Below are 12701 nucleotides of genomic sequence, written 5' to 3'. Positions count from 1 at the left end.
CTTACCAATTTCGCCAGCCACCTGGGGATGCGACTTCACTATTAGACTTCAGTCCGTGATTTTGCAATAGTAACTGATATTCTGTACTGCTTGACCAACGATCAATTTCTTTGGCTCGGAGTACTGGTACTGGATGACTTAACTGCGCTGTGCGGGCTTCTTTGACCATTTCACCCAATTCCGTCTTACTAATATCATCGTAAGCGCGAGCTTGGTCAACGAAGGCATCTAAATTAAGTTGCGGTGCTAAAGTGGGTGAACCACCTGCTAACTTCATTAATACCGACATCACAACTTTGGGATCTTGGGTGGCTAACAATGCAGCGCGATCGCAGGTAAACTCAGCACAGCGTACCCATTCTAAAAGTTGTGATTGTATGGCTTGAGCCAGAAAAGCTCCCACATTAGGCACAATGGACGCCGCTAACACTAATAAGTTTACAGGTGTGAGGTAGACACTATGGTCACACTTGAGATGCCCCAACTCATGGGCAATTACTGCCTGTAATTCCGCTGGTGTGAGGATATCAACTAGCGAAGTGTGTAGCACAATAAACGGCTGCTTACCCCGCATAGCAAAAGTGTAAGCATTAGGCGCCGGATGTTGGCGGATATACAACTGAGGAGGCTCTATATCGAGAATTTTGCAGGCTTCTAACAATAATTTGTATAAATCCGGCAGTTGATTTTCACCAACAAGTACACTAGCGGCAATATTTTCCACATAAAAAACTTGTTCGGCCATTGGCCCGAGCCAATTTCGCACCATCATATCCAAGCCTGGTATTTGCTTCAAAGATTTGGTAGCTTCCAGGTCTAATGGATGACGAAACGAGTCAGCTTTTAAACCGATTAATGGAGTTTTAAACAAGGACATGATGTAGCAAGCTGGAAAAACAAAATATCAACAGCCTCCCACAGACAGTATAGCGAGATTATTCATGAGATATTGGCGACTAGAGAAGCTAGAGGCTAGAGGTTAGAGTAATTTCTAGTCCCTAGTCCCTAGTCCCTAGTATTCCAGGGCGTAAATAGGCATACCATTTGAAATCGTCAAACAGCCTGTTTGATAAGCCTTTTGACTTTTGACTTTTGACTTCCGCCTTGCGGTACTAGCCCCTAGTCCCTAACTATGTCGAAATTGATGCCGGGTTAGAAGCTAATTCTGCATTTGCTGGTACATCGCTCACACGCAGAATTTTTGCTCCCAATTTTTCTAATTTCATATCAATTCGATCATAGCCACGATCAAGGTGGTGTAGGCCCTGAACTGTTGTTTGCCCTTCGGCTGCCAGTCCGGCTAAAACTAACGCTGCCGATGCTCGTAAGTCTGTACCTATTACTGGTGCGCCAGATAACATTGGTACTCCCCTGATGAAAGCAGTGTTGCCTTTTACCCGAATATCTGCTCCCAAGCGATTAAGCTCGGAGGCATGACGCAAGCGGTTTTCAAAGACAGATTCGTTAATTAAACTGTCTCCTTCTGCTAAGGTAAGCAAGGCCATAAATGGAGCTTGCATATCAGTAGGAAAGCCTGGATGGGGTAGGGTTTCAATATCCCTAGCTTTGAGCGTTTCTGCTGGGAGGACACGTAAGCAGTCTGGTGCATCCTCAATGATGGTCACGCCAATTTCCCGCAGCTTGGCAATGACTGGGATTAAATGGTCTGGTAACACTGGCGACAAGCTAATTTCCGAACGGGTGATGGCTCCAGCTACTAAGAACGTGCCTGCTTCAATGCGATCGGGAATAATGCTGTAATCAACAGAGTGTAATTTAGGCACACCAACAATAGTAATTGTACTAGTGCCAGCACCCTGAATTTTAGCTCCCATAGCGTTACAGAAATTCGCCAGATCGGTTACTTCTGGTTCCCTCGCTGCGTTTTCGATGATAGTTTCGCCATCTGCGAGGGTGGCAGCCATCATCAAAGTTTCGGTTGCTCCCACACTGGGGCTATCTAGGTAAATTTTGGCTCCTTGTAATCGGCCATTACTCCCTGGAATATAAGCATTACAAATGCCATGTTCAATCTGCACTTCAGCTCCCATTGCTTGCAGTCCGCGGACATGCAAATCAACTGGTCTAGCACCAATGGCACAACCTCCTGGTAATGGCATTTGTGCCACTCCTAGGCGCGCCAAAATTGCCCCAATGGCAAAAAAACTTGCTCGCAATTGGGTAACTAGTTCGTAGGGAGCTTTTGATGTAGTAATTTCGCTGGCATTGATGTCTAAAATGTCCCCTTGTCTTGTTAAGCGCAAACCTAAAGCTGATAAAACCTGACCCATCCGCTCTACATCGGCTAATAAGGGCACATTGCGGATGCGACAGTCTCCTGAACACAACAAAGCCCCAGCCATAATTACCAAGGCTGAATTTTTGGCTCCGCTAATTTTCACATGCCCCTGCAAACGATGCCCACCCCATATTTGCAAGACTGAGGAGTCTGCTTCAGGAGAAAGCTTGGCATCTGGTAAGCTGCTAGAAGGATTAATAAGCCTACCTCCAAAAAAAATACGTAATTTTATAGGTTAGAAGTTGGTTTCGATTCTACAGTAAAGAATTGGTTTGTCTACATTTTGTCTTCATATCTTGCACAAATAAATTTCCTTTTAGATGTGCTTTGTAAGCTGTAAGCCATCTATGGCAAGCTTGTTGAGCATTTGACACTTCCAATTCTCATGAATGTTCAAGTATACCCCTTAGGCACAAATTAATACACAGTGATCTAGGATTTGGCAAATAAAACAGATAGGGGAGAAGTCCCCAATAACTTGACAAATATAAATTATTAAGCAACAATGATAAATTGTCGATAAACATTGACAATACCAGCGGAACTGGCGGAATGGCAGACGCGCTAGATTCAGGTTCTAGTGCCGCAAGGCTTCCGGGTTCAAGTCCCGGGTTCCGCATAGGGATTTTGGATTAATCCAAAATTTAAAATTCAAAATCGTGTTAACTAGTTTACAAAATTCCCTAGTCAAACAAATTCGTAAACTGCACTCTACCAAGGAGCGCCATAAGCAGCAATTATGTTTACTGGAAGGAACGCATTTGTTGCAGGAAGCTTGCGCGGTAAATTACCCACTGGTAACAGTGTGTTGTACACCCCAGTGGCAAACTACACATACTTCTCTTTGGGATGAGGCTTGTAGCTGTTGCGATCGCGCGGAAATTGTTAGCGAAGATGTTTTGGCGGCCATGGCTACGACAATACAGCCAGATGGTGTAATTGCCACAGCTAAACGAGTTAATCAGCAAATTAAATTACCTACTACTGGTTTAGTCCTCGCCTTAGAAACTATCCAAGACCCTGGTAATTTAGGCACAATGATTCGTACGGCGGCGGCGGCTGGCGCTACGGGTTTATGGTTGAGTGGTGATAGTGTAGATTTAGATAGCCCAAAGGTGTTGCGGGCTTCTGCTGGACAGTGGTTTCGCTTGCCAATGGCGGTGACTGAAGATTTAACAGCCACAGTAAAACAAAGTCAACAAGCCGGAATGCAGGTAATAGCCACCTTACCGACGGCAGATTTAACTTATTGGGATGTGGACTGGCGAAAACCTAGTTTAATTTTATTGGGCAATGAAGGAGCTGGTTTGTCGGCAAATTTAGCCGCAATAGCAGACAAACAAGTGAAAATTCCTCTGAGTCCAGGAGTAGAATCATTGAATGTGGCGATCGCAGCTGCTTTAATGTTGTACGAAGCTCAACGACAATATAATTTGTAATTACTATCAACAGCGAGAAGTTAAATTGTTATTTTGTCTTTTTGTCAAGATATTCTTCAATATCAGCAACTGCATCCTCTAAAGCCGCTAAATCAATAACTGTCAAATCTTCCACAAGTTCGACTTCATTTTTACTCTCATTGCGAACTGGGGGAGTCCCTTGATCTCCTTGTGAATTTTCTTGCAAGATATCCTCTAATTGCTCAAGGGATTTCTGGAACTCTTGATCTGCGGCTTGGCGGGGTTGGTGCTGATTTTGCTCCATAATGCTAAATATTGATGTAAAAATTCTGATTTACTAGCGTAATCTTGACAGCTATTCTACAGACGCAAATTTTGTATTATGTATAACATTAAATTTGTGTTTAGCTGCAAATAGCCAATCACACTGTATCAACTCTACACATTAAACAGCTGGACGGCAAAGTCAGGCAATATTCGGTAGTAGGTTGGTATGAACACTACTGATAAAACTAGCTGTTATCGCTCTTTGACAACGAGGAAATTCATCAAAAATGTTACTACATTTAAGCACTTGGCAGGAAATAGAAACTTATCTCCAGCAGTCTCAGGGCATGATTTTTCCCATTGGTTCCACAGAGCAACATGGCCCCACAGGATTAATTGGTACTGATGCCATTTGTGCCGAAGCGATCGCTCGTGGTGTGGGTGAAGCAACTCAAGCCCTAATTGGCCCGACAATCAATGTCGGCATGGCATTACACCATACTGCCTTTCCTGGTAGCATCAGTCTGCGTCCCAGCACTATGATTCAGGTAGTGCGAGACTATATTACTTGTCTTGCCAAAGCTGGTTTTACCAAGTTCTATTTTATCAATGGACATGGTGGTAACATTGCTACCCTCAAAGCTGCCTTTTCAGAAACTTATGCTCACCTAGAAGATTTACAGATTGCTAATGCCCCAAAGGTACAATGTCAAGTTGCTAATTGGTTTATGTGCAGTTCTGTATATAAACTTGCTAAAGAATTATACGGTGATCAAGAAGGCTCCCATGCCACACCCAGTGAAGTAGCACTTACCCAGTATGTGTATCCAGAATCCATTAAGCAAGCACCCCTCTCACCAGAAGTGGCTAGTGGACACAAGATTTATAGTGCAACTAACTTCCGCATCCGTTATCCAGATGGACGGATGGGATCAAATCCTGGTTTAGCAACCCCAGAACATGGTAAGCAGTTCTATGACTTGGCAGTGAAAGAACTCAGCGATGGATATCGGGAATTTTTAACCGCAGAATAAATATTCTCCAAATACAGAGACGTAAAAATTGCGTCTCTACTTCTATTTTTTTTACCCAAAATATTCTGTAGTGAGATTCTCTAGGAATTACTTTTTGACAAAGTAGCAACAACAGTTAAAAAAGAAATTTCATCAGTATAATACTGTTGTGATATCTGCTATGTTGGCAGGATAACTATACCAGTGACTCACTTAGATAACTTGGTTTTAGATTAAGAAAAGGTTAACAATATCACTTTCTCAAGCCTATTAATTAGGGTGACAACTTAAACAATATGGCTACAAAAAGCAAGAATCGAGAAACACTCATACTGGTGCTAGCTCTATTGATCACTAGTGGAGTTCTAGGATTAGCTTTGTGGTACTTCCAACTGTTTCCGAAAGTAATCCAAAATACTGGATCTCCTAATCAAATCAATAACGAGCAATCTTCTGATTCTCAACCTCAGCCAATTCAAAGTTTTGACCTAGCAAGTTTAGACACAAGTTTGCCCAACCCCAATGTTCTCACCATAGATGGCAGTGTCACCATCGTTACTTTAGTCAAGCAACTTCAGATTGCCCATAACGTGGCGAATCCTTACTTACCCACAACCTACGGCTTACCAGATGGTAGACCTAACGGTACTAATGCCGGACTAAAAAATCTTATTGATGGCAAAGTATTAATGGCAGCTAGTTCACGTCCTCTCAATTCCAGTGAATTACAAGCCGGACTTGTGGGTGTACCCATCGCTCGTGATGCTTTAGCTGTAGCTGTAGGTATTAACAATCCCTATCAAGGGGAATTAACGATAGAACAATTGCGGGGAATTTTTCAAGGACAAATAACTGACTGGTCAGAGGTAGGGGGCCCGAAATTACCCATAAAAGTTATTAACCGTTCTCGTGACAGTGGTACACGGACATTCTTTCAAGAGGCTGTACTTTCAGGCCAACCTTTCGCACCCGATGGCGGCAACTTTAGCACGGTGGAGCAAGATGAAACCACACCCATATTACGTGCTTTAGGAAATGATGGTATCAGTTATAGCACTGTTACCCAAATCGAAAACCAAAAAACAGTGCGGATCATTCCTATTAATGGCATATCCCCCACAGATAAAATTGCCGTTGAGAATGGGACTTATCCCATTAGCCGAGTTGTTTATCTTGCAGTACCTAGAAAAACTAGTCCTGCCGTCAAGCAATTTGCTGATTTGGCTAAATCTTCTCCAGGACAACAAGCTATTCAACGAGCTGGCTTTATTCCCTTGCAATAGAAAACTTTATTTTCCAGCTTTCGATTTTATAGAGAAACATTCATCAGACATTCAACTAACACCGGAAAAAGTCAGGGAAAAATCTCCAAAATCATTCATATAGTCGATGACAATATCATAAATCAGGGAAATAATGCATCTATATTTTAATTCCATCTGCCTAGAGAGAGTTTCGCTAACTTAGCGACTATCTGTAGACTGGTTATATCGATCCAATTGAAGTAGAATCATGACTGACAATAACACACTGGCATCACGTCTTTATCCCACACGTATTGATATTCCGGCTGAAGCACGAGTACAAATCGTGGTAACTCTCAATAAAACATTGGCAGCTACCGCAGATTTGAAAACCCAGACAAAGCAAGCCCATTGGAACGTTAAGGGAACTGATTTCTTTCAGTTACACGAATTATTTGATGAAATGGCTGGTGAATTAGAAGCGTATATTGATATGGTTGCTGAACGCGTCACCGCTTTGGGTGGATATGCTTTAGGAACAGCGCGCGCTGCGGCTAGCAATTCTATCTTGCCAGAATATCCCTTTGATATTTTAGAGGGTATAGAGCATGTGACAGCTTTGGCCGATCGCTTTGCACTCTACGCTAAACATCTTAGAGAAGCCATCGACAAAACAGATAATTTAGGTGATGCTGATACCGCAGACCTTTACACCGAAATTTCCCGCACCATTGATAAGCGACTTTGGTTCCTAGAGGCCCATCTGCAAGTATCAGAAATCAAGAGTGAGAATGGTAAAACAAGTACTACAGCATCAAAATCAGCTGTTCTCAGATAAATATTTGAGTGATCCAACTGAATAGTATCTTTTTGGTAAGTACGTCACTTTTAAGTGCGTACTTTTCATTTTATGTGTATATACTTTACTATTAAAACAGTTCATAAATAAGTCTCAAAGAAATAAATTAAAAACTATGTAACCAAACCAAACGAATAAATTTTACATTGGTATCTTGCTCTGTAACGTGAGTGATTACAAACATCATGTAAGTACTAAATCCGCTTTTCATGAAAATTCAGTTAGTTGATATTTAAGTCAGCAAAAATTATAAAAATAGTATTTTTCAACTTGCAAACTTAATACTAACGAGGTAACTTTATGTCTCAAAATACAATTAACTATCTAATTCACGATCGCAATGCTCGTGGTCATGCTCAATTTGGCTGGCTCGATAGTTATCATACATTTTCCTTTGGTAGTTTTTACGATCCCAATCGCATGGGATTTCGCTCTCTGCGAGTAATCAACGATGATCGCATCGCCCCTGGAGCCGGATTTCCAACCCACAGTCATCGTGATATGGAAATTCTCACTTATGTCCTATCTGGTGCAGTAGAGCATAAAGACAGTTTGGGTACAGGGTCAGTAATTCGTCCTGGGGATGCTCAAATTATGAGTGCGGGTACGGGAATCGCTCACAGTGAATTTAATCCCTCACCAACTGAACCTTTACACTTATTGCAAATCTGGATTTTGCCAAACAAACAAGGGTTAGCGCCTAGATATGAACAAAAATCATTTTCTCCAGAAGAAAAGCGCGGTCAACTACGCTTAATTGCTGCTAAAGATGGGCGTGATGGTGCCGTGACAATTTATCAAGATGTTGATTTGTATGCATCTATTTTGGCACAGGGTGATGTTGTCAATTATCATGTCAAGCCTACTCGTTATGCGTGGTTACAAATAGCTGAAGGTGTCGCCACCTTAAATGGCGAGGAACTCAGAGCCGGTGATGGTGTGCAAATTAGTGGTGAGGAACAACTACAAATCAGCACCGACATTGGTACAGAATTTTTACTGTTTGATTTGGGTTGATCGAAATTAGGGATTAGGGATTAGAGACAAGACTAAATATCTCCCCAGTCCCTAGCCTCCCTTTAGCTAAGTAGAACGACTTGAAAAAACCAAACTATGTAAACTAATGTAAATTTACCTAAAATCAGTTCGTAGTCAGGACTTTAGTCCTGATTTGAGAACTAAAGTTCTCACTACAAACCTTTAATTATTTACCCTGTTCTACTTACACTAGAACTTGACAACAAGTAATCTAGAAGCAGCAAATATAGAATGTCTAAAAAGCGTAATTCACCAGACCCTATCGAGCTTTTTCCGTCGCACGCTTCCTATAGTTCAGAAAACTGGCAAGAAAGAGTTGCACAGGTGGGGTATCGCTTTAACCGACAGTATCAACAGCAAGACTTGGAATTACCAGCAGAATTACAAGAAATGCCCATATATCAAGAATGGGTTTCTGGTCTTTTGTCTGGGAGAATTGTTTCTCCTTTTTGGGAAATTGCTCAACCTAAAAAGAACCAGCACTGTTTGGATATTGGCTGTGGTGTTAGCTTGTTAATCTATCCTTGGCGGGATTGGCAAGCATATTTTTATGGGCAAGAAATTAGTACTGTAGCTAGAGATACCCTCAATTCCCGTGGGCCGCAGTTAAATTCTAAGCTATTTAAAGGTGTAGAGTTGGGGCCTGCTCATCAATTAAACTACTCGGCTGACCAATTTGACTTAGCGATCGCCACAGGTTTTAGTTGCTACTTTCCCCTAAAATATTGGAGTGCTGTCTTGGTAGAAGTCAAACGGGTATTGAAACCAGATGGACATTTTGTGTTTGACATCCTTAATCCCCAACAGCCTTTAGCAGAAGATTGGGCCGTGCTAGAAACATATTTGGGTGCTGAGGTGTTTCTAGAACCTTTAGCTGAGTGGGAAAAAATCATCAAAGCTAGTGGTGCCAAAATAGTAGGGCGGCAATCAGGAGAATTATTTGATTTATATAAGGTAAGGTTTTGATTGGGCGTGTTTTCCAACTTGTTGTATCCTCAAAAAATCAGCGATTGCATGGTATCGATGAACTGAGGATACTTAAGCACTTTTACATCAACCTGTATTTCTCATGCCGGCAGCAATACCGTTAATTGTTAACAGTGCGCCTCGTAATAACTCACCTTTGCTATAACGAGAGTGAATTACACCAGAGGTGGCAGTAATATTGCGGGATTGGCGCAGACGTTTAAGGAGAGAAACTTGGATAAATCCTAAAGGTACAATTGTGCCATTACGTAACTGTACAGAACGTTGTAACACAGGATCACCATCCAACAGCCGCTGATGTCCAGTGATTTTTAAGACTAAATCTCTGGTGAGATAAAATTCATTAGCAATTTGCTCAAAAACTTTTTCTAGCCGGTCTTTATCTTCAGGATTCCCTAGTTCTTCCACATAGTGATGTGCCATTTGCATGTCTACTTTGGCCAAGGTCATTTCTGCCTTGGAAATCACCATTTTGAAGAAGGGCCATTTCAAATAAAAATAGCGTAGCAATGTTAGGTGTTCTTCTGGTTCTTCATTCAAGAATCCTTGTAATGCTGTGCCGATACCATACCAAGAAGGGAGCAAAACCCGAGTTTGTGTCCAGCTAAATACCCAAGGAATGGCCCGCAGGCTGCTTAAATCTTTTTTCCCAGAAGGACGGCGTGCGGGACGGGAACTAATTTGTAGCTGGCTAATTTCTTCAATGGGGGTGACTTGGTGGAAAAAGTCGATAAAATCTGGTTGCTCATAAATCAAATTACGATAATGTTGCCGCGATCGCACGGCTAATTCTTCCATAATCTCATTCCAAGGTTCGATATCATCAAACCCTGTTCGCAGCAAACTAGCTTGAATTACAGCCGTGGTGATGGTTTCTAGATTATACAGAGCCAAATCCAGCAACGAATATTTGGAGGCTAACACTTCCCCTTGTTCAGTAATCTTGATGCGTCCATTAATACTGTGTCCTGGTTGGGCTAAGATAGCCTCGTAAGCTGGGCCGCCTCCACGTCCTACTGAACCACCGCGTCCGTGAAAAATGCGTAAACTCAAACCGTAGCTTTCGGCAATTGTCTGGAGTGATTTTTGGGCTTTATGAATTTCCCAGTTACTACTTAAAAAACCAGAGTCTTTGTTACTGTCAGAATACCCCAGCATTACTTCCTGTAAATTAGGGATGAGAGGGGAAGCTGTGGTGGGTATCAGTGGTAAGGAATTATCTTGGCTAGCGTGAATTGCTGCGTAGCCACCTGCTAACAAAGCCCGATATAAGGGTAGTTCAAACAACTGCCGCATGACGCTACGGGAGCGTTGCAAGTCTTCTACTGTCTCAAATAACGGTACAACTTGAATTGTGCCTACAGCAATAGCGGGGTCAAAAAGTCTGGCTTCTTTGGCTAATAGCAAAACTTCCAGGACATCGCTAACTTCGCGGCACATACTAATAATGTAAGTTTGGCAGATGTTAACACCAAACTCTTGCTGTAGCGATCGCAAGACGCGGAAAGTTTGCACGACATCGTTGGTTTTTTCCGAAAATGGTAATTCTGCCGGAATTAATGGTCTACGGGTTTGTAATTCCCCGGTTAACCAAGCAACTCGCTGTGCTTCGGATAGTTCGTTGTACGGTTGGGGTAATACTTGCAGATATTCGAGAATTTCATTCAATGCATCGGAATGTCTGGTTGATTCTTGGCGGATATCCAACTGAGTCAAGTTAAAGTCAAAAATTTCTACTTGACAAATTAGCGTTTCTAACTCCCGACAGCTTAAACCCGTTTCGGTCAAGTTATGTTGAATTAACCGCAGTTCTGCCAAAAACTCTGACCCCGAACGATACAGGGGCTGGTCTTCGTTTTTGGGCGTTTCTCGATTATATAAAGCGATGTTGCGATCGCGGCTATTTTCCAGTCGTCTGAGTACATATGCTAGTTTCAAACGATAGGGTTCCTGGCGATAACGCAACGCTAGGGCATCATACACATCACTCAACTGGGATTGATCGAGTTCTAAGGATTCTAGCAAGTCTGGTAAGACATCGCTCCAGTGCATCGATACACTCAATAATTCAATCAGCTGTTTCACTGAGCGAATATATCTTTCCAACACCATTTTGCGCTGATAGCAGGCTGTTTGCCAGGTGGTTTCTGGTGTGACTGAGGGGTTCCCATCTCGATCTGAACCTACCCATGAACCAAACGAGCAAAAGTTTTTTCTGGGCGGTTCTAACCAAGGAAATGTCTTACCTAAAGCGTATTTGAGACGTTTATATAGTTGGGGAATGCCATCAAATAACACTTCTTGGAAGTAATGTAAGGCATAATCTACTTCATCCAAGACCGTAGGCTTAAACTGGTGTAGTTCATCTGTCCGCCACCACAGGCGAATTTCTTCTAGCAATTGTTCGCGCAAGTCTGCTGCTTCCCAAGGATATCCGCCTAAGCTGCCATCGGCGCGATTTTCCACTTCATCCAGCTTTTGGAGGAGGCTAACTACCTGCCGTTGTTTATCGCGGATGGTATGACGGACAATTTCTGTGGGGTGTGCTGTAAATACCAACCGTACATCTAGTTGGGCAACTAAGCGTTGAATTTGCTGGGGTGGTACATTCAGCTTGAATAAATGGGGAAATAAGGTAGCAAAAGTACCTTTTTGTTTACCGATGGATTTGGTAACCCAACTTTGGGAAAACAGTTCTACTTCTATATTTTTATGAACAATGGGATCATCTTCTTTTTGGTTGGAGGAATAGGTAACATTGGAGCGAGTTTCCTCCTGAATAATCGTTTCGGCTTCTCCCTCGGAATAGCGGGTTAATTGCTGCTGTTGTTCATATTCTTGCTCTATGATGTTAATCAACTGAAAATACAGGGCAAAGGCACGAGCCGCGCGAATTGCCTCGTTAATGTTCAATTGTTCAATTAACTTCACCGCAGATGAGGCTTGGTCGTTAGTCGTTTGTCCTTCTGGTGAACATAAATCGCGTAATTGTCGCAATAAATCCACCATTTGTTGACCGCATTCTTGTCGGAGTACTAATTCCCACAATTCCTCCACCACCTGGAGCCGATGACGCAAAAATAATTCCGACGCGGGGTAAAAATTTGCCGCATGAGACACAGAGTATAAAGCAGAACCCATAATTTTTGCTCTGGTAAAGCCGATTAATGTTGACATCACATAACTTGGCATTAGCGATTGGGATTAATCATCTCAAATTCGCTAAAATTCCTGAAGTCTTTTAGGTTTTAAATATATTTGTTAAGTTAGATTGCTAAAATCGCTGTCTTCTGGAAAGGGGAGAATTGGCAGGCGATCGCCGCGAAACAATTCTTCACTAGCTTGTCCCATAGATTCTAGGGCTTTTACTGTGGCCTTTTCTGTGGTGAGCAGCAGTAGTATAGACGCTGTACCTATTTGTAAGAGGAAAGATTGGGGAATGCTAAACAAAACCAGATTTAATCCGGGGTTATGTGACGATTGTTGGGTAGTAGAAGTCATTGCTAATTTTTTGTGGTTGGCCAATGAGTAAAACGAAACGCGAAATTCAACATCTGTGAGAGTTTCCAGGGCACAAATCTATCTTGGCCGATC

At 42.3% G+C, this 12701-nt stretch carries 11 protein-coding genes and 1 tRNA gene; 7 read left to right on the top strand and 5 right to left on the bottom strand.

Features of this window, described 5'->3' with window-relative positions:
* Position 1: 1 nt before the first annotated feature.
* Together ACM0OT_RS06035 and murA are read right to left on the bottom strand one after the other, a co-directional pair.
* Complete coding sequence (locus tag ACM0OT_RS06035) at positions 2 to 877, bottom strand: M48 family metallopeptidase (protein ID WP_414563503.1); 876 nt, start codon at positions 875 to 877, stop codon at positions 2 to 4.
* A gap of 253 nt (positions 878 to 1130) precedes the next feature.
* The gene (gene murA / locus ACM0OT_RS06030) at positions 1131 to 2498 is read right to left on the bottom strand and encodes a UDP-N-acetylglucosamine 1-carboxyvinyltransferase (protein WP_414563696.1); all 1368 of its coding nucleotides are present in this window, start codon (positions 2496 to 2498) and stop codon (positions 1131 to 1133) included.
* 339 nt (positions 2499 to 2837) lie between these two features.
* Between murA and ACM0OT_RS06025 the strand changes: the two genes are divergently transcribed.
* A tRNA-Leu gene (locus ACM0OT_RS06025) sits at positions 2838 to 2918 on the top strand.
* Positions 2919 to 2958: 40 nt separating this feature from the next.
* Positions 2959 to 3738, top strand: a complete 780-nt coding sequence (locus ACM0OT_RS06020) for a TrmH family RNA methyltransferase (RefSeq protein WP_414563502.1) — start codon at positions 2959 to 2961, stop codon at positions 3736 to 3738.
* A 28-nt stretch (positions 3739 to 3766) separates the two neighbouring features.
* Here ACM0OT_RS06020 and ACM0OT_RS06015 read toward each other — a convergent pair whose 3' ends face one another.
* On the bottom strand, positions 3767 to 4003 hold the full coding sequence (locus tag ACM0OT_RS06015; protein WP_414563501.1) for a hypothetical protein: 237 nt from the start codon (positions 4001 to 4003) through the stop codon (positions 3767 to 3769).
* A 250-nt stretch (positions 4004 to 4253) separates the two neighbouring features.
* On the opposite strand from ACM0OT_RS06015, the gene ACM0OT_RS06010 reads away from it, so the two are divergent.
* The 5 genes from ACM0OT_RS06010 (at position 4254) to ACM0OT_RS05990 (ending at position 9086) form a co-directional block, all read left to right on the top strand.
* Entirely contained in the window at positions 4254 to 5000 is a 747-nt protein-coding gene (locus ACM0OT_RS06010; protein WP_414563500.1) for a creatininase family protein, read from the top strand.
* A 275-nt stretch (positions 5001 to 5275) separates the two neighbouring features.
* A complete protein-coding gene (locus tag ACM0OT_RS06005; RefSeq protein WP_414563499.1) occupies positions 5276 to 6262 on the top strand; it encodes a phosphate ABC transporter substrate-binding protein in 987 nt (328 codons plus the stop codon).
* 229 nt (positions 6263 to 6491) lie between these two features.
* Entirely contained in the window at positions 6492 to 7061 is a 570-nt protein-coding gene (gene dps / locus ACM0OT_RS06000) for a DNA starvation/stationary phase protection protein Dps (protein WP_414563498.1), read from the top strand.
* 321 nt (positions 7062 to 7382) lie between these two features.
* Positions 7383 to 8099: a pirin family protein gene (locus tag ACM0OT_RS05995; RefSeq protein WP_414563497.1), complete on the top strand. Its 717-nt coding sequence runs from the start codon at positions 7383 to 7385 to the stop codon at positions 8097 to 8099.
* 252 nt (positions 8100 to 8351) lie between these two features.
* A complete protein-coding gene (locus tag ACM0OT_RS05990) occupies positions 8352 to 9086 on the top strand; it encodes a class I SAM-dependent methyltransferase (RefSeq protein ID WP_414563496.1) in 735 nt (244 codons plus the stop codon).
* Positions 9087 to 9173: 87 nt separating this feature from the next.
* Here ACM0OT_RS05990 and ppc read toward each other — a convergent pair whose 3' ends face one another.
* Positions 9174 to 12248 carry a phosphoenolpyruvate carboxylase gene (gene ppc, locus ACM0OT_RS05985; protein ID WP_414563695.1) on the bottom strand — a complete coding sequence of 1025 codons (3075 nt, stop codon included), beginning with the start codon at positions 12246 to 12248 and terminating at the stop codon, positions 9174 to 9176.
* 120 nt (positions 12249 to 12368) lie between these two features.
* The gene (locus ACM0OT_RS05980) at positions 12369 to 12608 is read right to left on the bottom strand and encodes a hypothetical protein (RefSeq protein ID WP_414563495.1); all 240 of its coding nucleotides are present in this window, start codon (positions 12606 to 12608) and stop codon (positions 12369 to 12371) included.
* Between the last annotated feature and the right edge of the window lie 93 nt (positions 12609 to 12701).

It is taken from the genome of Anabaena sp. CCY 9613, from assembly GCF_963920895.1.
Classification (GTDB): domain Bacteria; phylum Cyanobacteriota; class Cyanobacteriia; order Cyanobacteriales; family Nostocaceae; genus Cyanocohniella.
The sequence above is the reverse complement of the archived record's forward strand: the minus strand, read 5'-3'. Positions and strand labels throughout refer to the sequence as shown.